We start from the raw sequence: 20,783 nt of genomic DNA on the forward strand, positions 1-20,783 counted from the left end.
CCGTCAGGACCCTGAACTTATCGCAGCTGTGTGCTGCGTCACAGTTGAATCCGGTTGTGAGAACCGAATCGGACCGAACCGTGTGAGCGGCCAGTACCGCCAGACGGCCGTTCCGATCACCAGGTTGTCCGGCAGGGAGCCCCACAAGTGGGAATCAAGACTGGCATTGCGGTTGTCACCCATCACCCACAACGCTCCATCCGGCACGGTGACGCTCGGCATGGCGTAGTCGATCGCTTCATCCAGCCAGGGCTCGTTCACCACGCTGTTGTTGCGCAGCAGCTGTCCATCGCGGACCTCGAGCTGATCGCCTGGCAAACCCACCACCCGTTTGATCAGCGCCGCATTCGGGTCGTAGCCCGCCGCCACGAGCTGGGGGGGAACGGCGAAGACCACGATGCTGTTCAGGGGCAGCGCCTGGTGCGTGGCGCGATCGAACCGCGGCCTCAGCTTCTCCACCAGAATTCGATCTTGCAGCTGCAGGGTTGGCAGCATCGACCCCGATGGAATCCAACGGGGTTCCAGCACTTGCCATCGCAGCAGCAGTGCCAGAACCACCCACAGGAGTAGGGAGGTCCAGCCACTGCGGCGTGAGTCGGACTGATCGGGTTGGCTGGGCATCGAGGGTAAAAACCCAGGGGCAGACGCTGCACGAGGATCGCATCAGCGCCGCCGATCGGTCTGAGCCACGCCATCGCCAATCTCAGGGCCGCTGTCAGTCTCTTGGCCCATCTGCAGCAGCAGGGACTTCAGCAGGTTGTTCTCTGCCCTGGCAGCCGCTCCGCCCCTCTGGCCCTGGCGGCCGGCGGCTTGGCCAGGCGTGCTGGGCTGATGCTCGTGACCGCGATCGATGAGCGCTCAGCTGGTTTTCATGCCCTCGGGCTTGCCCTGGCGTCCGGTCGTGCCACAGCGGTGATCACCACCTCCGGCACAGCCGTCGCCAATCTGTTGCCTGCCGCCGTCGAGGCTGATCGTTCCTGCATTCCTCTGCTGCTGCTCACGGCCGATCGGCCGTCACGCCTGAAGGACTGCGGCGCCAACCAAACCGTGAATCAGGAGGATTTTCTCAGCTCTGTTTGCCGCGCGTTTCTGACCACCCCCGGCGATGGGCTGCATCTCCAGGACGATGCTCAGCTGCAGACCCTGGCAGCGACGCTCTGGGAGAAGGCGATGGGATCGGCAGGGCCCGTGCACCTGAATGTGCCGTTCGAGGAACCACTCCATCCCAGTGGGGCTGAGCAGCAGGTGTTCTGGTCGGCATGGCAACCCCGCTCTGGCAGTGGTGAGGAGGCGCTCAGGCTGCAGACGCTTCCCACACCATGGGGTGGTCCAGTTCTGGATTGGTCGCATCCGGGCGTGGTGGTGGCGGGACCCTGGCGTGGTCTGGCGGCAGACCTCCCGGCCTACCAAGGGGCGTTGCAGGCGCTGGCCCTCACCACCGGCTGGCCTGTTCTGGTGGATCCTCTGGCCGCCGCACCCCGGGATCTACCGGGCATGATCCGCCACTGGGACCTGATGCTGCCGGCCGGTTTGCCCAAGCCGGAGGCATCGCTTCAGGTGCTGCGTCTTGGCCCTCTCCCGGCCAGCCGCCGGCTTGAAGCCTGGTTGCGCACGCTGGGGCCCGGCCAATGGCTCATCAGCGAGGGAGACGGCCGTGGCCTCGACCCTCTGGGCCTGGCCAGCCAGTGCAGCCAGGGGCTCTCCAGCTGGTGGAACGGCGTCTCTCCCCAGCAGGTGTGCTCTGAAGAACGTCCCAGCGCCTTGCTCAAGGCCTGGCGTGCTCTGGATGCGGCCGTGGAGCGTGCGCTTGCCCAGCAGTTGCCCCAAGTCGGCCCCGTCAGTGAACCGGCCTTGATGCGGTGTCTGCCTCAGCTGTTGCCTCCAGCGATGCCGGTGATGCTGGCCGCCAGCAGTCCCGTTCGGGACTGGCAGGCGTTTGCAGCTGCTGATACCGGCCACCGCCGTTGCTTCAGTTTCCGCGGAGCCTCTGGCATCGATGGGACCCTCTCTCTGGCCGTTGGACTTGCACGGGAGCTCGGCCCCCTGGCTCTGCTCACGGGCGATCTCGCACTCCTGCACGACAGCAATGGCTGGCTGCTGGCGGCGGCCTCAGCACCGCCCTTGCTGGTGCTGTTGATTGACAACAGCGGCGGCGGCATCTTCGGGCAGCTGCCGATTCCTGCCGGTTCGGCGGCTGAGTTCGACCATCTCTTCGCCATGCCCCAGGCAGTGGATCCGCTGGCGTTGGCCAGGGCCCATGGCGTGCCCTCCCGTCAGCTGGCCTGCCTCGAGGATCTTCCCCATGCCCTGGAGTGGGGACTGGACCAGAGGCGACCGGTGCTGCTGCGGGTCTGCACGGACCGAATTGCTGATGCAGCCTTGCGGCAGACGCTGCGGCGAGAGGTGGAGCAGGTGCTCCGCTGTGATCAAGGCAGTACAAAAGAACACTGATCCCCACCGCCTCCATGGCCGATCCGACCTCCCGATCCGTGCTTCCTGGTGATCCGGGAGTGGTGTGGCAGCCCTGGGGGGATTACAGCGATGTGTTGCTGCATCGAGCCCAGTCGGGCATTGCGCGGGTGGCCATCAATCGCCCGCACAAGCGCAACGCCTTCCGGCCTCGCACGGTGGTGGAACTCTGTGATGCCTTCACGCGCATCCGCGACGACAGCAGCATCGGTGTGGTGCTGTTCACCGGTGTCGGTCCCGCGGACGACGGTGGCTACGCCTTCTGCGCCGGCGGTGACCAGAGTGTGCGCGGTGATGGCGGCTATCTCGATGAGGACGGGCTGCCCAGGCTGAATGTGCTCGATCTGCAGCGGATCATCCGCAGCCTGCCCAAGGTGGTGATCGCCCTGGTGGCTGGGTATGCCATCGGTGGTGGACAGGTGCTGCATCTGCTTTGTGATCTCAGCCTTGCTGCAGAGAATGCCGTGTTTGGTCAGACCGGCCCGCGCGTCGGCAGCTTTGATGGCGGTTTCGGTGCGGGGTATCTGGCCCGGGTCGTGGGTCAGCGCAAGGCCAGGGAAATCTGGTTTCTCTGCCGTCGCTACGGAGCGGAGCAGGCCCTGCAGATGGGACTGGTCAATGCCATCGTTCCGCTGCACAAGCTTGAAGCCGAAGGCGTGCGTTGGGCTCAGGAGGTGCTGCAGCACAGCCCCACGGCGATCCGCTGCCTCAAGGCGTCCTTCAATGCTGAAACTGATGGCCTGGCGGGCATTCAGGAATTGGCGGGTCAGGCCACCCATCTCTTCTACCGAACGGAGGAGGGGCAGGAGGGGCGTAACGCTTTCCTTGAGAAGCGGGACCCTGACTTTTCAGCCTCCCCCTGGCTCCCCTAGCTAAAAAAGTTGCATCGTTCACTTCGTTTCGGCGCCGCGATGCTCCAGCGCATCCTTCCAGCAACCATCGGATTGCTTGCCCTGGCTGCGCTTCCGCCGCTGCCCTGGCTGCGGCCTGTGCATGCGGCGGATGTTCCCAAGGCTGAGGCGGCTGAGGCTCCAACGCAACGGGAACCGGATCCGATTCCTCCGCTCGCGGCACCGGTCAGCGATGCCGTTTCGATGGCCCGTGTCCCAGCGGAGCTCCTGCAGCGTGTGGGTCTGCAGCTCGTGCTTGATCGTCAGCACCGGCAGCTACTCGTGCTCCACGATGGTTTGCTCACGCGTCGGTTCCCTGCGGCCGTGGGCACGGTCGGCTGGGAAACCCCTTCCGGACGGTTCCGGGTGATGCAGATGGTGAAGGAGCCGGTGTGGACGCACCCTGTCAGCGGCGAATTGCTGGGCCCCGAGGTGGCTAACAATCCGTTGGGATCGCGATGGATTGGTTTTCATCGCGATTGCAAAGGCCGTAAAGGCTGGGATGGTGAGCAGTACCTCGATATTGATGGCTGCACAGTGGCGGGGTTTCACGGCACCCCTTACCGCTGGACGGTGGGACGTGCGGTATCCCATGGGTGTGTGCGTCTCTATGAGGAGAACGTTCAGGAGATCTTTGAGATGGTGAGGATCGGTACTCCAGTGACAGTGCTTCCCTGACTGAACTCAACCCAACTGATTGCGCTTAAAGTCGCGCCTCACAATCGGTTGAACTGACCATGCGCGTGCTCTTTGCTGCCGCTGAATGTGCACCGATGGTGAAGGTGGGCGGCATGGGCGATGTGGTCGGCTCACTTCCGCCCGCCCTGGCGGAGCTTGGTCACGATGTGCGTCTGATCTTGCCCGGCTACGGCAAGCTCTGGAGCTCTCTGGATATCCCTGCAGAACCGATCTGGCGGGCCCAGACCATGGGCACGGAATTTGCTGTCTTTGAGACACGACACCCGACGAATGGTTTGCCGCTCTACCTCGTGGGTCACCCCGTTTTCGATCCCGAGCGGATCTATGGCGGCGAAGACGAAGACTGGCGGTTCACCTTCTTTGCCAGCGCGACGGCGGAATTTGCCTGGAATGTTTGGAAGCCCCAGGTTCTTCACTGCCACGACTGGCACACCGGCATGATTCCGGTGTGGATGCATCAGGATCCTGAGATCAGCACGGTGTTCACGATCCACAACCTCAAGTACCAGGGTCCCTGGCGCTGGAAGCTGGATCGCATCACCTGGTGCCCCTGGTACATGCAGGGAGATCACACCATGGCGGCAGCACTGCTCTACGCCGACCGGGTGAACGCTGTGTCGCCCACCTACGCGCAGGAAATCCGCACCTCTGAATACGGCGAGAAGCTTGAGGGCCTGCTCAATTACATCTCCGGCAAGCTGCGCGGCATTCTCAACGGCATCGATCTCGAGGCCTGGAATCCTGCAACGGACAAGGCTTTGCCTGCGACCTTCAGCCCCTCCAATTTTGCTGGGAAAGCCACCTGCAAGCTTTTGCTGCAGGAACGGATGGGTCTGGCTGTGAACCCCGACACCTTCCTGCTGGGCATGGTGAGTCGTCTGGTGGATCAAAAGGGTGTGGATCTGCTGCTTCAGGTGGCCGACCGTCTTCTGGCCTACACCGACACGCAGATTGTCGTTTTGGGAACCGGGGATCGTGGGCTGGAGTCCGGCCTTTGGCAACTCGCTTCACGCCATCCAGGTCGCGTTGCGGTGTTCCTCACCTATGACGACGCCCTGTCGCGTTTGATCTACGCAGGCAGTGATGCCTTCCTGATGCCCAGCCGCTTTGAACCCTGCGGTATCAGCCAGCTCTATGCCATGCGCTACGGCAGCGTGCCTGTGGTGCGCAAGGTGGGTGGCTTGGTCGACACCGTTCCGCCCCACGATCCCCGCCACAAGACCGGGACGGGCTTCTGCTTTGACCGGTTCGAACCTGTGGATTTCTACACCGCTTTGGTTCGGGCTTGGGAGGCCTTCCGCCATCAGGAGAGTTGGACGGAGCTTCAGCGGCGGGGGATGGAGCAGGACTACAGCTGGGCCCGTTCAGCACTGGAGTACGACCTCATGTACCGCGACGTCTGCGGTCTCAAGGAGCCCAGTCCTGATGCCGCTGCGGTGGAGCAGTTCTCCCAGGGTCAGGAGGCCGATCCCTCCCGTCACGGTGCAGCCCCTCCGGCTCTCTCCTCCTCCGACGATGGCCCGATCGAGAACAGCGAGTCGTCCGGTTCTTCAAGGCCGGTGCGCTCCAGCCGCAACCCCCTCGCCAGGCTGCTCGGTAAACAGCGACGCTGAGTGTGGATGGCTGATCCTCAGGCGGAACCCCAGGACAAACGTTCGCTTCCAGCTCCTTACCAGAGTCCTTGGGAGGCCTTGCGCCGTGATGTTCCCGCTGCGCTGGCCGACCTCCGTCTTCGGTTTCAGGAACTCTGGCGGCGCAACCGTGAGGGAGATCTCTCCACCCCGGGGTTCTGGCCCCAGGATCTGGCACCGCTGTTCTGGCCGCTGCTTCTTGCCCTTGGCACCGCAGTGTTGCTTCTTGGTGTGATCCAACTCAGGGGAGCGCTCGCGCCCGTGGCGGAACCAGAGCCACAAGGCGTCGAGCGCATCGTCACCACTCCGCTGCCCGAGGCCAGACCTCTGGCAGCGATTCCGGAGCCCGTACCGTCTGAGCCTGTTGCTGCTGAACCGATTGCTGCTGAACCGGTGGCCGCCGAGCCGGAGCTCCCGCTGTTGCAGGTCACCCCCCTCCTGAAACTTCTCGCTGAGGTGGATCGTGATTCCGCTATCCCGGAGGGTCTGCTGCTCACGGCTCAACCGCTTCCGGAGCGCAATGGGGCTGTGCTGACGCTGGATGCGAAACAGTGGAGGGAACTGCCGCCGTCCCAACGCCTCAATCGCACGGAAGCCTGGTGGGAACAGCTTCAGGAGGAGGGTTACGACGATCTCACCCTGGAAGATACCGACCACCATCTGCTGGCACGGCCATCCCGCGTCGGAAACGGCATGATCATGTTCGATCCGCAGACAACACCGTGACGCTGCAGCTTTCCCAGCTGGTGCAGCTCTGGGGGCAGCCCCTCTGGGCAGGTGGTCCTCGACCAGACCTTTCCGAGGCCCTCGGACCGGTCTGCACCGATAGCCGGACCCTGGAGCCTGGGTCCTTCTTCATTCCGCTGCGAGGGGAACGTTTTGATGGGCATCGCTTTCTCGCGAATGCTGTGGAGAGGGGAGCCCAGGCCGCTTTCGTGGCCAGGGATTGTGCCCATGCTGTGCCCGACGGTTTGCTGCACTGGCGAGTGGAGGACACGCTTTTGGCCTATCAGCAGCTCGCCACCCTCCATCGCCGGCAGCTGAGCGCTGCCGTGGTGGCGGTGACTGGATCAGCCGGAAAGACCACCACCCGCGAATTGATCCGCTCAGCGTTGGCTCCCCTGGGCGATGTTCAAGCCAGCGACAGCAACAACAACAACGACATCGGCGTTCCCCTCACCCTTCTGGGTGCTCATCGCGAGCATGCGGCCGTGGTTGTGGAGATGGGAATGCGTGGAGCCGGTGAGATTGAGCGTCTCTCGCGCTGTGCTGAACCGCAGATTGCAGTGATCACGAACATCGGCACCGCTCATATCGGCCGGTTGGGGAGTCGGGCGGCCATCGCCTCAGCCAAATGCGAGATCACTGCGGCTTTATCGCCCCTCGGGATTGTGGTGATCCCAGCTGGTGATGCTCTTCTTGAGGATGCTCTGTCGCGGTGCTGGACAGGACGCATCCTGCGTGTGGCTCTCGATGGGGATGAGCCTGAGAATGGCCCTGAGGTCAGTGGGCTGACCTCAGGAGACCTTCCTACCCCCGATCTTGTGGGTCATTTTCTGCCGGAGGATCAGTCGCTGGCATTCAACGGCCTGCGCTTTCACTGTCCTCTCGAGGGACGACACAATGCCCGCAACTTCATGTTGGCTCTGGCGGTCGCCCAAGAACTCAAGGTCTCTCTGCAAACCATTCAGGCCTTGGATGTGCAGGTGCCAGGAGGTCGGAACCGGCGACTGTCCCTTGGGGGAATCGCCCTGCTCGATGAGACCTACAACGCATCACCGGAAGCGGTGTTTGCCGCTTTGCAATTACTTGCTCATCAACCGGGACGTCGTTATGCGGTTTTAGGAACCATGCTGGAACTTGGCAGTCGCAGCGTTGATCTGCACCGGAGGGTGGCTCAGAAGGCCGTCGATCTTCAGCTTGATGGATTGGTGGTCGTCGCGGGCGGTGAGGAAGGCGAAGCGATGGAGGTCGCTGCAGGCTCCCTCAGTCGATTTGAACGGGTTGAGACCCCTGAACAGGCGGCCCTTCCTCTGGCGGAATGGCTGAAGCCTGGAGACACAGTGCTTCTCAAGGCCAGCCGTGGTGTGGCGCTGGAGCGCCTGATTCCTTCCCTGCAGAACGCACTGATCGGCTGATCAGGCGGCAACCAGGCTGGAGTGGCCTTCTTCGCAGCGGATCAGATCGATGGCATTGGGATGGTCTTTGATGTACTTGATCATCTCCATGGCCAGGACTCGAGCCTCAAAGGCATCGCCGGCGTAGTAGCAACCTTCAACGCGATTGCTGTTGGCATCGCGGTAGCGCACGGTGTAACGCTTTTGGTCGTGCATGAATCCAGAGGATTGATACCACCAACCTCACGCATGAATGGCCTTTTGCCATCATCGCGAAGTGAAGAGAATCTGGTGATTTGAATAAGTTTCTTGGGGGTTAATTCTTCCTTGATCTTTCCTTCTCAAGGACGCAATTTGATGGTGATTCGCTGACCACTGCATCAGAACAATCCTGTTTCTTTCAGGAGTTCCAGCCCTCTTTCACCCATTGTTTGGCACGGCCCAGGGCGAGGGAACCATCAGGGACATCCTTGGTGATGGTGGAACCAGCACCGATCGTCACATCGTTGCCGATGGTGATAGGGGCGACCATGACGGAGTTGGCTCCGGTTTTGCTTCGGTCTCCAATCACGGTGCGGTGCTTGTTGACACCGTCGTAATTCGCCGTGATGGTACCCGCACCCACATTCACATCCGCTCCAAGCTCAGCATCACCGATGTAACTCAGGTGATTCACCTTGCTGCCTGCGGCCAGGGTGCTCTTCTTCACTTCAACGAAGTTGCCGATGCGGCACCCTTCGCCGATGTCAGCCGCTGGCCTGAGATGGGCAAAGGGGCCAATGGCCACATCCCGAGCCACCTTGGCGCCGCGGACCACTGAATGCAGCACGCTCACATTCTCGGCCAGCTCGGAATCCTCCAGCAGGCTTCCAGGCCCGAGGCGGCAGTTGTCGCCAATGCTGCATACACCACGCAGATGGGTCTGGGGTTCGATCACAACGTCGCGTCCAAACCGGCATGACTCACTCAGGGTGCAGCTGGATGGATCCACGAAGGTCACGCCCTGATCCATCCAATGGTCGCGAAGACGCTGCTGGAGGAGGGTTTCGCACTGGGCCAGCTGACGACGGTTGTTGATTCCGTTCACTTCATCGGCGTCGGCCACCTCCACATGCATGGCGCGCTCCAGCATGGAGACGGTATCGGTGAGATACAGCTCACCCTGATCGTTGTCGGTGCTGAGGTTGGGCAGTACGGCCAGGAGCTTGCTCCAGTTGAAGCAGTAGATCCCAGCGTTGGTGAGGGAATTGCGTCGCTGCTCTTCGGTGCAATCACGGTGCTCAACAATGGCGCTCACGCGACCGTCGTCATCGGCGAAGACGCGGCCGTAACCGGTTGGATCCTCAAGGCGGGCGGTGAGCAATGTCACATCAGCACCGCTGTTGCGGTGCGTTTCCACCAGCTGCTCAATGGTTGCGGCCCGAAGCAAGGGAACGTCTCCATTGAGAACCAGCAATTCCCCGGTAAAGCTCTGAAGGGGAGCGATCAACTGCTGAACAGCGTGTCCGGTGCCGTTTTGCGGTTGCTGCAACACGAATTCGAGCCCTTCCACGTGGCTCAGCTGCTGTTCGACCCGCTCTGCCTGGTGGCCCACGATCAAGACCCGACGCTCTGGCTCAAGGTTGCGGGCGCTCGCCAGGACGCGTTCCACGAGTGTTGCCCCTGCCAGGGGCTGCAACACCTTGGGCAGAGCACTTTTCATGCGGGTGCCTTTCCCTGCGGCCAGAACGGCAACGGCGAGCATGGTCTGCAGAACGAACCCGAGGGAATCTACCGGGATCAGCCAGTGGAGTCTTGCCGCCAGCGCCGTTGCCACGCATTGGTCGGTTCCAGGTTGCAGCTCGCCTGCTCCACACTCCGTCGCTGCAGGATCGCAGCGCTGTCGTCCGTGCTGAGGGGGTCACGGAAAGGCACGGCGGCGCGGGTTTGGAGGTGCTCTTCCTCCATGGTTGAGAGCGCTCTCCAGCCCGGTCCTGCATCGGCGATCACTGCCTCAGGACGAACGGCCAGCGTGCCGCTGCTCCAGCCTGGTCGTTCACCGGGAGCCGGCAGGAGTGAGAGCAGCTTCAGACCGTTCCGTTGCAGGGTCGCTCTCACGGCGGCGGAACGGCTGTAGGTCAGGAGTCTCCCCTGCGATGTCAGGCGGTGCGCCAGAGCTCCCAGGAATTCCTCACTCCATAGTTCCGGGCAGCGCTGGGGTGAGAAGGCGTCCAACAGAACCAGATCGAAGCGAACGGGCTCAGGAATCTCCTGAAGCATGGATCGGGCATCCCCCCAGAGCTGGATCCCCTGGCTGTTGGGCTCCTGCCATCCGCCGTGGTCGCGGATCGCTTCAAGCTTCGCCAGCACAGGGGCTGGCCAGAGGGATTGGAAACTCGCCTGGTCCAAGGCTTGTTCCAGGGGGCGGCGGTCCAGCTCAAGTCCCCACCACTGCACCGTCGTCCCAGCCGACGGCAAGGCCTCCAGAACAGCGGCCGTGTTGTAACCGAGCCCCAGGCAGACATCGAGGATCTTCAAGCCAGAGCCGGTGCTGAAGCGCTCCAGTTCTGCGGGTTGGACGAACTTGGCCCGGGCCTCATTCAGGGCCCCCGCCGAGTTGTGAAAGGCCTCCCCGAAGTGATCGCTGTGCAGGCTGAAACTCCCGTCTGCAGTCGGGTAGGCGTGCAGCGCTCCGAGCTCAGGTTCCCAGTGGTCAGGTTCGCAGTCGGGCAAGGTCATCCCAGAACGATGGGTAAGACACCGCTGCTGCTTCGCTTCGCTCCAGCGTGGAATCACCTTTCGCCATCAGCGATGCCACCGCCAGACTCATGGCGACGCGGTGGTCCGTTTCACTGTCCAACACCGCTCCTCGCAACGGACGGCCTCCGCGGATCACCAGACCGTCGGGTGTCTCATCGAGATCAGCGCCCATCGCTTTCAGTTGACGGGCCATCACGGCCAGGCGATCCGTTTCCTTCACCCGCAGCTCGGCGGCTCCGCTGATGTGGCTTTCGCCGTCGCAAAAACAGGCCGCCACCGTGAGGATCGGCACCTCATCCACCAGCCTCGGCATGATCTCCTCTCCGAAGCGGAAGGGTTGCAGCGGGCCGCAGGTCACCCGCAGATCGCCCACGGGTTCTCCGGCCACATCACGGCGGTTGAGCACGTCGATCTTTGCGCCCATCTGCTCAAGCACATCCAGAACGCCCGTCCGGGTGGGGTTCAACCCCACGTTTTCCACGGTGAGGTCGGCGCCGGGTACCAGAGCACCGGCCACCAGCCAGAAGGCTGCTGAACTGATATCCCCAGGCACCACCACATGCTGTCCTTTGAGTTGTGCCCCTGGTTGCACGCTGATGTGACGCCCCATTTCCCCTCCCACGGTGAGATCGGCTCCAAAAGCTTTGAGCATCCGTTCGCTGTGGTCGCGGGACGGTGCCGGCTCGATCACCGTGGTAGTTCCTTCGGCGGTGAGTGCCGCCAGCAACAAGGCTGATTTCACCTGGGCACTGGCCACAGGAGTTCCCACCACAGCCCCCCGAAGCCGGCGACCCTGCACGGCCAGAGGGGCGTAGTTGCCATTGCCGCGTCCCCGGACTTCGGCGCCGAGGATCGCCAGGGGATGGCCGACACGCTGCATCGGGCGTCGACGCAGCGAGGCATCACCAGTGAGGACGAAATGACGGTCGTGGCGGCCAGCAAGCAGCCCGAGCATCAGTCGCATGGTGGTACCTGAATTGCCGCAATCGAGCACGGTGTCCGGCTCCTGCAGGCCATCAAGCCCGACGCCCTGAACATGGATCAGGGATCCTTCGGCGATGGGGCTGATCTCTGCCCCCATCGCTCTCAGGCAGGCGGCGGTGCTGATCGGGTCCTCTGCAGGGAGAAGGCCCTCGATGGTTGTAACGCCCTCAGCGATGGCACCAAACAACAGTGCACGATGCGAAATCGACTTGTCACCGGGCACACGTACACGTCCACTGAGTCCACCTCCTGCCTTGAGATCACGAGGGGGCTTTGGCGTTGACGTCACTAGGTGGGGAGATGGACTCGACCCATCGATCCTATTGGTCGGCTTTGCCCAGTTGCCGAATATATAGTTGCAGTCACATTTTTAAGATTTTTGGTTAATTGAATGATTATCGAATGATTGATATGACGATCAAATTGTTACTGTTAATCGAGTTATCAATGGAGTGAAATGTGATTAATTTTAAAGCAGTTTTACGCGAAGTGTTTAGAAAAATGCACTGATTATTCATTTTGGCTCACTTGGGGTAAGAGACACTTATCCAGCAGTAAAGTTGTAATTTTTACTTGGGCACAACCTTTCACTCTCAGGAGTGAGCCATCTTATTGTTTAATTGGCTATTTAAAGATCAATTTGCAAACTGCAGGCAAGAAGTATTGGCCTTTAGCTTAATCGATAATCGTGGAAGGTTAATCTGGCAGTTGCCAGTGCTAAATGGTTTTATTATCCATTCCCTTGGGCGCCAGTCGATTATTTGTAAATTAATTGATAATCTTTTCGCTTGCTAGCGCTGAAGTGCTAAATAAAAGAGTGAATATATGGCTTTTTGTCTTTTAAAAAAATTCTCGATAGAAATTCAAAAGAATGAAGGTTTACTTTTTACAGGCCATCCAGGGGCTTTGGTCGATATGCTTGTGACATTGATAAAAAATTGAAAGTAAGAATATTAAAAGTGTGTAATTAAGTAATTCTGATGATGTTAATCTCGTCCGCATTTGCATTTTTCACCCTTCCATTTTGAACATTTTAATTTTTTGCATCCCTTTTTTCTGGACTTTTGTGTCATGACTGCGATTTTGCTTTTTAATAGATAGGCTCCTGTTAGGTCTTGAGCAGGGCCCAGTGCACACGTCAAAAACCCCAATTAGTTTTTTTAGATCAAGTTGAAATATAGCCTATTCATATTCTGCACATGCGCATCATTTGATACTTGACAATAGCTCAAACAGTACTCATGCTAAACGAAATAAAAAATATTAAATAGTGTCTGGTGTCCCTTCCGCATCCATTTCTGAGATTGCCACCCATGGTCCCTCAGGTCGGGTGATTGCTGAGTCAATGTCTCAGGAGCTTGTTGTTGCCATACAACAACACATCAATCTGGAGCTAGAAGCATCGATGTCTTATTTGTCGATGTCGATTTGGTGTGCTGAAAAAGAACTCGCTGGATATTATAAGTTTTTTAGAGATGAATCTGCCGAGGAGCGTGGTCATGCCATTCAGTTCTCTGACTACCTAATCGCGCGTGCACAATGTAATGACCTTCAATCTCTTCAAGCACCTTGCCAGGCCTGGAAACAATTGGACGACCTTTTATACAATGCTTTTAGGTTAGAGGCAGATACTACAAGCTCTATTCAAAACTTGTATTCAACCTCCGAGCGCGAGAATGATGTTAGAACAACGGTTTTTCTAGATCCAATTTTGGAGCAGCAAATTGCATCTGAGGACCAGTATGCTTATCTGTATGGAAGAACTAAATCTGCAGGCAATGATCCGACAGCTTTGTTTGTTATTGATGGCGAGGTTCGTTCAGGCCAGATAAACCGTTAAGATGTACAGTCCTGGATAAGGCTTCTAAAGTAAATTAAACCTCAATCTTTGAAGCATTTTTTGAGGTGCAAATAACATTCTCTATAATTTCTGATACCAAGTGAAGCTTCTTGTTGAGGCTTATTCTCAGCTTTGAGCTGATACTTCGAGAAAGTCTTTCGTTGATTTTCTGTTTCTTTTGAATAAGCCTATAAATGCTCATTAGCTTAATTTAGAATAAAATGTTAGAGGACTAGTATTGATAAGTTCCGGTGAAAGTCGCATTTCTGCATCTCCCGACGCCGTCTTGAGCATTTTTCCATTCCTTAATTTCGACATCAAGCGAGTCGAAGTAACTCGTGTTGAGCCGATTAATTCTCCGATCCGTTCATGGGTCAGTCGGAAAGGCAGGTTGCACCATTCTCCGTAACGCTTTCCAAGTCGGTTCACCAGCAGGCTAAGTAATGCGTGAAGTCGTTGCTCGGCTTGGCCAAGATGGCGAATGCGGAGTAGCTGAAGCGTCCACTCGTTGACTGAGTCGTAGCCATATTCTGCAGTTTCTTCTGCTTTGGTTTCGAGTCGCAGACTTGTTAGTGCTTCAACGCATACTCCGTCACTGCAGAGGCAATCGGTGCGCAGTTGATCACCGTCTTGCAAGAAGGCAAGGGTCATTCCTTGGGTCTCTTCACATGGGCAATACACGCGTGCAATTCCTTCAAGAACGTTCAGTTTCAGGCATTCGGAGTGGTCGCGGCTGTTGATCAACACAGTTTGGCCAGGAGGGACCCGGATTGATCCGTTGGGTTCATCGGGGAGAAATCGGAAATCCAAGCACTCAATAGATAATGAGAATCATTTTTAATATACCTGCAACGAGGCCCTTTTGTAAACGATTCTCATTAGCGTTAATCTATTGAGAGTAGTTAGTCTGTGTCTGGAGGCTTTTGACTGATCCCTGGGAGGGCTGCTGCGCTCCTGGGATCGCGGATGGTTTCTCCTTGATCGTTTTGTTCCAATCCCCCTTTGGCTGCTACGAAGCCTGTGAAGACAAGACCTGTAAGACTGATTTGCAAGAGTCTGATCATTGGTTTGTGTTGGCTGACACGCAACGATTAGTTCAGTGTGGATAAGCATGTTCTTTGTTTCGTATCAATTGATCGCTTCTGTCTAATCTTTTGATTCGTTTGATTCGCTCAATTGTCGGATCGCGTTGTGACTTTATACAGGTTTTTGTTTTTAAAGCGGTTAATTTTTTGTCGGGGTATCGCTCCTTTTTTGTGAGGAATTCATGAATCTTTTCCAGATGCTTCTGGTGGCTCCTGCCGCCATGGGCCTGCTGGCTCCCATGGCGGCCAACGCCACTGAGCTCAACATCGACGGTGTGTCTGATTACGCCGCTTCCGGTGAGCAGGTCACCAGCATCACTCAGTTCTCTGATGTGGTCCCCACCGACTGGGCATATCAGGCACTGAGCAACCTGATCGAGCGCTACGGCTGCGTCGCTGGCTACCCCAACGGCACCTACCGCGGCAACCGGGCGATGACCCGCTTTGAAGCGGCTGCCCTGCTGAACGCCTGTCTCGACCGCGTCACCGAAGTGACCGACGAGCTCAAGCGCCTGATGAAGGAGTTCGAGAAGGAACTCGCCATCCTCAAGGGCCGTGTTGACGGTCTGGAAGCTCGCGTGGGCAAACTGGAAGCAACTCAGTTCTCCACCACCACAAAACTGAGGGGGAAAGTGGACTTCGTAACTGGAGGTGTTAGCTATACCGGCGAGGGTTACGATTTGGGGCAAGGCCCTGCCTATCAGGGGCAGGATTCGTTCACGTTCAACTACCGAACAACCCTAAATCTCAACACCAGCTTTACTGGTAAGGACCTGCTCTACACACGTCTACGCGCAGGTAATTTTGGCAGGGGTGCCTTCTCCGGCAAGGGATACACAGGCAACCAAACTCAGTTGGATGTCGCCAAAGAAACTGCCAACAATCTCACGGTCGACAAGCTCTGGTATCAATTCCCGGTTGGTGACGATCTGAAGGTTTTTGCTGGTCCTCTGATTGAGAACTATTACATGCTTGGTGCTGCTCCGAGTGTGTATCGCCAAATTCTCAAACAGTTCAAGCTCGGTGGTTATTACGGTGTTTATGGTGCTTCGACAGCTCCTGGTGCTGGTGTTGTCTGGAAACCAAACAGCAAAGTTAATCCTCTAGATCCTAAGTTCAGTATTTCACTGAACTACACAGCGAAAGGCGGCAATAATTCGGACCCACAAGAGGGGGGTATTGGTACAGATAATTCTAGAGGAAAGTTTTTGGCTCAGGTTGGTTATGGGGGGCCACAGTGGTCTCTTTCGGCAGCCTACGCATACATCCAGAACGGAGCAACGGTTGGCTTCGGTACTCCTCTTGGTGCTTCGACCACCGTTGTTGGTGGTGGTGATTCCTCATTCTCCCGCGGTTTCAAAGATGCTAGTGCAGTTGCTTTGCGTGCTTGGTGGCAACCTGAGACATCGGGCTGGATTCCCAGCATCAGTGCCGGTTGGGGCCTGACTTCTTTCAACAGCAACGACTACGACCTGACGGAATTTGAAATTCCTAAAAAAGAGACATCACAAGATTGGATGGTGGGTCTCGGTTGGAAGGATGCCTTCGTAAAAGGCAACTTGCTCGGCTTTGCTATTGGCCAGCCTCAGTTTGAAACGGCTCGCGTCAGCGGCACTCCCGATGATGGCAACTACGCGATGGAACTGTTCTATCAGTTCCAGGTGACAGACAACATCTCTGTGACTCCGGCTGTCTTTTATGTTTCACGTCCCTTTGGTGAACTGACAGGTACCAATGACACCTATGGTGGCACTGGTGTTGAGTCTTTTGGAACCTTTGGCTATCTGGTGAAGACCTCCTTTAAGTTCTGATCGCTAGGTTCTTGCATTTGTTTTCATACCCCCTTTGTTTAAAGGGGGTTTCTCGTTTGCAAAAAGTAGTTGAACTCCATTGCTCTTGATTGAGCGTGGTTCATCGAATTACCAGCAATTCTCGCCTTCTCCGATCGGAATGCAAATATCCTCTTCATCTGCTTTGTCTGCTGCCCGTTGAGCATCAGCATCCTTCACTGCCTCGGCATCAAGATTCTGATCGGTGTTCCATTCTGTGAGGCCTCCACCAATGGCCCCGGCGTCAGCAAGACTGGTAGGAGTTGTCAATGTACTGCTGAGTACGGCGGTACTCGCTAGGAAAATGGATAGTGTTGTGGAGCGGTTCATGTTTCAACTTTGGTTTGAATTAATTATTCTAGGGTTGGAGGTGACTTCTTATGTTCCTAGTGACCTCAGTAAATTGGTATATGCGAGAAAAACTTGATCTAACTCATCACTTCGTCCGTGTTTGGCTAGCAGCCCACGAGCACCACTGTCGAGTTGAAACAACGTAACTCGATCAGTCTCGCTTTTAATGTAACTTTCGATCCAGCCAACGCAAACAATTCTTTCGCCGCTGGTGACCGTATTGACCCGATGTAATGTCGTGCTGGGGTAAATCACGATCTCACCCTGCAGCAGCTTCCATTCGGTTGAATCGCTGATGCTGTCAATTTCCAGGCTTCCTCCTTCGAAGCTCTTGGGATCGGAAAGACAGACCGTGAAGGAGAGATCGCTTCTTCCGTTGCTCATGTAGGCGTTATCGACATGGCTTTCGTAACCTCCACCTTTGCTTGTTTTGCTGATTTGAAAACGATGAAGTTTTCGAGGCAAGCAGAAGCTTTTAATGGCTGGTTGATTCCACATTGCTGCTTGGACGATTTTTTGTATTTCGATGAGCTGAGGGGATCTTTGCTCAACTTGTTGATTGATCTTTCCCCTGCTTGCTTGAGCCCCCGCCGTTGTACGACCATCGACCCATTCTGCTTGATTGAGAAGGCTGATGATTGATCCGCATTGCTTCCGTGAAAGAAGTGTAAGTTTGAGATGGTTCATTGTCCAGCAAGGATTGGTATCAAATGATCATTTGGTGCGTATCTTCTGTGTGCGATGTATGGTTGTGACGATGTCACGATAGTGCAGGTTTTTTTTGTTCTATGAAGTGTATTGCTGCCGCTCTTTTTGCATCAATCACTTTTACGCAGTTCTCGGTTCATGCTCGGGAAGTTCGTGTTTATTCTGGGCGTCATTACAATGCAGACAGGCAGAGTTATAAGGACTTTTCTGAGCAAACGGGTATTAATGTTCGTTTGATTGAGGCATCGGGGATCTCGCTTGTTGAACGGCTCAAGCGTGAAAAGTCCAATACAAATGCAGACGTGATCATCCTTGTGGACGCTGCTCGCATCAACAATGCTGCAACAGCTGGTTTATTTCAGCCCATATCATCGACCGTACTCAAATCAAATGTTCCTTCCCGTTATCGAGATCCAGCTAATCGCTGGTTCGGCTTGACTCGAAGAGTTCGTGCGATTCTCGTTAATCCACAGTTGGTCAATCCGGCCAGGGTGCAGACCTATGCGCAGCTGGCATCCCCAGATTTGAAGGGTAAGCTTTGCCTCAGGAATCGCAGAAATGTTTACAATCAATCTTTGGTTGCCGACCAACTTGCCCTGAAGGGTGAGGTTTCAACCAAGGTTTGGTTGAGTGGGGTGACAGCGAACGTCACACAGCCCTACTTTACTGGTGATATTGGCCTTATTCGTGCTGTTGCTCAAGGTAAGTGTGGTGTGGGTGTTGTCAATCATTATTATCTGGCCCGCATGTTATCGGGAGTGAATGGATCCAAAGATCAGCAGCTGGCTCGCAAGGTGTCGATCGTGATGCCCAAGCCTGCCCACGTGAACATCAGCGCGGCTGCAGTTTCGCGTTTCGCTAAAAATAGAATGGAAGCGATTCAGCTAATTGAATTCCTAACATCTCCGAACGGCAGTGCCAAATTCGCCGGGCCGACGTATGAATTTCCTCTCCGAGGAATCGGATCTTCGGTTTATCTGAAGGGCATGACTAACTTTACGCCCGATAGCGTTAGCATTTCTCAACTGAGTGCTTTCATTCCACTGGCAATACAGCTTATGACTCAGTCCGGTTGGAAATAAGTTGATCCAACAAATAGCCGAATAACTCAGGATTCGGGTCCTCGTTACCGATGTCGTCCAAACCGAGTTCTTCCAACCTTTCTGTCACCCGTTGTTCGAGATCGTCGGGTCTGCTCAGGGGCTTCCCCCACTCATGGTTTTTCTCAGGGCCGATCTTGGTGGTGGCATCGATTGCCATCCGTCCACCTAATCCCAGTTGCTCGCTGGCGAAGTCAAGGGTGTCGAATGGCGTGTTCTCGAGCACGAACAGATCGCGTTGGGGATCCACCTGAGCAGCGATGGCCCACACAACCTGCCTGGGATCACGCACGTTCAAATGGCTGTCGATCACCACAACGAATTTGGTGTAGGTGAACTGGGGCAGCGCACTCCAGAAGGCCATGGCCGCCCGCTTCGCTTGCCCTGGATACGCCTTGTCAATCGAGATCACCGCCAGCTTGTAGCTGAGGGCTTCCATGGGAAGGAAGAAATCCTTGATCTCTGGAATCTGCTGTCTCAGGATCGGTGTGTAGATCCTGTTCAGAGCGATCGCCAACATCGCTTCTTCCTTCGGTGGACGGCCACTGAACGTTGTGAGGAAGATCGGATCGCGGCGCTGGGTCATGCAGTGGAAGCGCACCAGTGGTGAGTCTTCGACGCCGCCATAGAACCCCATGTGATCGCCGAAGGGGCCATCGGGCAGCACCTCTCCGGGGGTGATCGTTCCCTCCAGCACCACTTCGCTGTGGCTTGGGACCTGCAGATCCAGGGTCTTGCAGGGTGAGAGCCGCACCCCTTCGCCGGCGTAAATCCCCGCAAACAGCCACTCGCTCAGTTGCACGGGAATCGGCGTGGCTGCTGCCATCACCAGCAGAGGATGGACGCCGATGGCCACGGCTACCTCGAGTTTTTTGCCCATGGCCGCTGCCTTGCGCAGGTGGCGCGCACCACCGCGCACGCTCAGCCAGTGCACCGTCATGGTGTTCACCGACTGTCTTTGCAGTCGATAGACCCCCACATTCGGAACCCCGGTTTCCGGGTCCTTAGTGATCACAAGTCCAAGGGTGATCACGCCACCGGCGTCACCTGGCCAGGGCCTGATCAGTGGGATCTGGCCCAGATCCACCTCATCACCCTTGAAGATTTCCTGCCGGCAGGGAGGCAGCAGATCCCGATCGGGGCGCGCCTTCACCAGATCCCAGAACACCCTCGCGAACTTCTTGGTTTCCCCGAGACCTTTGGGGGGACGCGGCTGTTGCAGCAGGGCCAGCCGTTCTCCAAGGTCTTCCAGTTGCTCCGGCCGCTCCAGGCCCATGCTCCACACCACCCGTTCCACCGTTCCGAGCAAATTCACGGCCACCGGCATGGAGGAGCCGATGACGTTCTCGAAAAGAAGTGCTGGTCCGCCACTGGCCAGAACGCGATCGGCGATGGCGGCCAGTTCAAGATCGGGATCAACGGGGGCCTGGATCCGCTTCAGTTGTCCACGCTCCTCCAAGAGTTGAATGAAGGAACGCAGATCCCGGGTGCCGGGGCCTGGGCGGAACAGAGCCATGAAGACGACACCTCATCGGTGGGTGGTCTCGGTACTGTGACGCACGCGGATCAAGAGCGTGGCCATGCAGGTTTCCTATTTCCAAGTGGCTGCTGATGTTCCCGATGCCATCGGCACACCGGATGGGCCCGATGCAGCTGTGGTGATCGATGTGCTGCGCGCCACCACCACCATCGCCTGGGCTCTTCACAACGGGGCCGAGGCGGTTCAGGCCTTCGCTGATCTGGATCAGCTGCGCCTTCAGTCACAAAACTGGCCGGAGCAATCCCGCTTGCTTCTTGGAGAGCGGGGTGGTCGCATGCTCGAGGGATTTGATCTCGGTAATTCTCCTGTGGCCGTGACTCCTGAGGTGGTGCAGGGAAAACGTCTGTTCATGAGCACCACCAATGGCACGCGTGCTCTGCAACGCGTGCGCGAGGTTTCTGTAGTGATGACGGTGGCTCTCCCCAACCGAGACGCTGTGGCTCAGCGACTCCTTCGGGACAAGTCGGAGCGGGTGTGGATGGTGGGCAGTGGTTGGGAGGGCACGTATTCCCTTGAGGATTCCCTGGCGGCAGGAGCGCTGGCCGAGCAGTTGGCGGCTTCTGGTGCCCAGATATCCAACGATGAAATGCAGGCCGCCCTCGCCCTCTGGTTGCAGTGGAAGCACGACCCTGAGGCCTGTCTGCGTATCGCGTCCCATGGGCAGCGCCTGACGCGGCTGGGAAATCACGACGCCGATTTCAGTTGCTGCGCCGCTCTGGATCAGCTGAATGTTGTGCCAACCCAGACCGAACCTGGGGTCTTGAAGGCCATCCGGGTCTGAACAGCCATACCATTTGCTTC

Annotated in this window: 19 protein-coding genes; 10 read left to right on the forward strand and 9 right to left on the reverse strand. The window is 57.2% G+C overall.

The genetic code is table 11. The features are described from left to right. Positions 1–3: 3 nt before the first annotated feature. Positions 4–621, reverse strand: a complete 618-nt coding sequence (gene lepB / locus WH7805_RS01575) for a signal peptidase I (protein WP_006041175.1) — start codon at positions 619–621, stop codon at positions 4–6. Positions 622–723: 102 nt separating this feature from the next. On the opposite strand from lepB, the gene menD reads away from it, so the two are divergent. Genes menD through murF form a run of 6 tightly spaced genes read left to right on the forward strand, consistent with a single transcriptional unit; the run spans position 724 to position 7,827 of the window. Beyond that, the gene (gene menD / locus WH7805_RS01580) at positions 724–2,451 is read left to right on the forward strand and encodes a 2-succinyl-5-enolpyruvyl-6-hydroxy-3-cyclohexene-1-carboxylic-acid synthase (RefSeq protein ID WP_006041176.1); all 1,728 of its coding nucleotides are present in this window, start codon (positions 724–726) and stop codon (positions 2,449–2,451) included. Positions 2,452–2,465: 14 nt separating this feature from the next. Continuing rightward, complete coding sequence (menB, locus tag WH7805_RS01585; protein ID WP_006041177.1) at positions 2,466–3,341, forward strand: 1,4-dihydroxy-2-naphthoyl-CoA synthase; 876 nt, start codon at positions 2,466–2,468, stop codon at positions 3,339–3,341. A gap of 39 nt (positions 3,342–3,380) precedes the next feature. Then, positions 3,381–4,037 (forward strand): L,D-transpeptidase, encoded by a 657-nt coding sequence (locus tag WH7805_RS01590; protein ID WP_006041178.1) that lies wholly within the window; start codon positions 3,381–3,383, stop codon positions 4,035–4,037. 59 nt (positions 4,038–4,096) lie between these two features. Next, the gene (gene glgA, locus WH7805_RS01595) at positions 4,097–5,671 is read left to right on the forward strand and encodes a glycogen synthase GlgA (protein ID WP_006041179.1); all 1,575 of its coding nucleotides are present in this window, start codon (positions 4,097–4,099) and stop codon (positions 5,669–5,671) included. 6 nt (positions 5,672–5,677) lie between these two features. Beyond that, on the forward strand, positions 5,678–6,415 hold the full coding sequence (locus WH7805_RS01600; RefSeq protein ID WP_038004235.1) for a hypothetical protein: 738 nt from the start codon (positions 5,678–5,680) through the stop codon (positions 6,413–6,415). Continuing rightward, positions 6,412–7,827 carry a UDP-N-acetylmuramoyl-tripeptide--D-alanyl-D-alanine ligase gene (gene murF, locus WH7805_RS01605; RefSeq protein ID WP_006041181.1) on the forward strand — a complete coding sequence of 472 codons (1,416 nt, stop codon included), beginning with the start codon at positions 6,412–6,414 and terminating at the stop codon, positions 7,825–7,827. Before WH7805_RS01600 ends, murF begins: the two co-directional genes overlap by 4 nt. Here murF and WH7805_RS01610 read toward each other — a convergent pair whose 3' ends face one another. The 4 genes from WH7805_RS01610 to aroA all read right to left on the reverse strand — a co-directional run bounded on the left by WH7805_RS01610 (position 7,828) and on the right by aroA (position 11,818). Next, positions 7,828–8,022 carry a hypothetical protein gene (locus tag WH7805_RS01610; RefSeq protein ID WP_006041182.1) on the reverse strand — a complete coding sequence of 65 codons (195 nt, stop codon included), beginning with the start codon at positions 8,020–8,022 and terminating at the stop codon, positions 7,828–7,830. A 184-nt stretch (positions 8,023–8,206) separates the two neighbouring features. After that, positions 8,207–9,550 (reverse strand): bifunctional UDP-N-acetylglucosamine diphosphorylase/glucosamine-1-phosphate N-acetyltransferase GlmU, encoded by a 1,344-nt coding sequence (gene glmU, locus WH7805_RS01615; protein ID WP_006041183.1) that lies wholly within the window; start codon positions 9,548–9,550, stop codon positions 8,207–8,209. Positions 9,551–9,585: 35 nt separating this feature from the next. Beyond that, positions 9,586–10,524 carry a tRNA (5-methylaminomethyl-2-thiouridine)(34)-methyltransferase MnmD gene (locus tag WH7805_RS01620; RefSeq protein ID WP_006041184.1) on the reverse strand — a complete coding sequence of 313 codons (939 nt, stop codon included), beginning with the start codon at positions 10,522–10,524 and terminating at the stop codon, positions 9,586–9,588. Next, a complete protein-coding gene (gene aroA / locus WH7805_RS01625; protein ID WP_038004237.1) occupies positions 10,499–11,818 on the reverse strand; it encodes a 3-phosphoshikimate 1-carboxyvinyltransferase in 1,320 nt (439 codons plus the stop codon). The genes WH7805_RS01620 and aroA overlap by 26 nt, the downstream gene beginning before the upstream one ends. 1,056 nt (positions 11,819–12,874) lie before the next feature. On the opposite strand from aroA, the gene WH7805_RS01630 reads away from it, so the two are divergent. Beyond that, positions 12,875–13,369: a ferritin gene (locus WH7805_RS01630; RefSeq protein WP_006041186.1), complete on the forward strand. Its 495-nt coding sequence runs from the start codon at positions 12,875–12,877 to the stop codon at positions 13,367–13,369. Positions 13,370–13,570: 201 nt separating this feature from the next. Here the strand turns inward: WH7805_RS01630 and WH7805_RS13690 are convergent, their stop codons facing one another. Beyond that, positions 13,571–14,179 carry a Crp/Fnr family transcriptional regulator gene (locus WH7805_RS13690; protein WP_006041187.1) on the reverse strand — a complete coding sequence of 203 codons (609 nt, stop codon included), beginning with the start codon at positions 14,177–14,179 and terminating at the stop codon, positions 13,571–13,573. Between the two features lie 457 nt (positions 14,180–14,636). Here WH7805_RS13690 and WH7805_RS01635 point away from each other — a divergent pair, with 457 nt between their 5' ends. Continuing rightward, positions 14,637–16,265 carry an iron uptake porin gene (locus tag WH7805_RS01635; protein ID WP_006041189.1) on the forward strand — a complete coding sequence of 543 codons (1,629 nt, stop codon included), beginning with the start codon at positions 14,637–14,639 and terminating at the stop codon, positions 16,263–16,265. Between the two features lie 108 nt (positions 16,266–16,373). On the opposite strand, the gene WH7805_RS01640 is transcribed toward WH7805_RS01635, so the two are convergent. Further along, positions 16,374–16,613 (reverse strand): hypothetical protein, encoded by a 240-nt coding sequence (locus WH7805_RS01640; protein ID WP_038004241.1) that lies wholly within the window; start codon positions 16,611–16,613, stop codon positions 16,374–16,376. Positions 16,614–16,661: 48 nt separating this feature from the next. Further along, entirely contained in the window at positions 16,662–17,321 is a 660-nt protein-coding gene (locus WH7805_RS01645; RefSeq protein ID WP_006041191.1) for a Fe2+-dependent dioxygenase, read from the reverse strand. Positions 17,322–17,422: 101 nt separating this feature from the next. Here WH7805_RS01645 and WH7805_RS01650 point away from each other — a divergent pair, with 101 nt between their 5' ends. Continuing rightward, positions 17,423–18,424, forward strand: coding sequence for an extracellular solute-binding protein (locus WH7805_RS01650; protein WP_006041192.1), 1,002 nt, complete (start codon positions 17,423–17,425; stop codon positions 18,422–18,424). Here WH7805_RS01650 and WH7805_RS01655 read toward each other — a convergent pair. Next, positions 18,399–19,958: a UbiD family decarboxylase gene (locus WH7805_RS01655; protein WP_006041193.1), complete on the reverse strand. Its 1,560-nt coding sequence runs from the start codon at positions 19,956–19,958 to the stop codon at positions 18,399–18,401. The genes WH7805_RS01650 and WH7805_RS01655 overlap by 26 nt on opposite strands. A 64-nt stretch (positions 19,959–20,022) precedes the next feature. On the opposite strand from WH7805_RS01655, the gene WH7805_RS01660 reads away from it, so the two are divergent. Continuing rightward, positions 20,023–20,763 (forward strand): 2-phosphosulfolactate phosphatase family protein, encoded by a 741-nt coding sequence (locus tag WH7805_RS01660; protein ID WP_038004243.1) that lies wholly within the window; start codon positions 20,023–20,025, stop codon positions 20,761–20,763. The last annotated feature ends 20 nt before the right edge of the window (positions 20,764–20,783 follow it).

The sequence above is a fragment of the Synechococcus sp. WH 7805 genome (assembly GCF_000153285.1).
Classification (GTDB): Bacteria; Cyanobacteriota; Cyanobacteriia; order PCC-6307; family Cyanobiaceae; genus Synechococcus_C.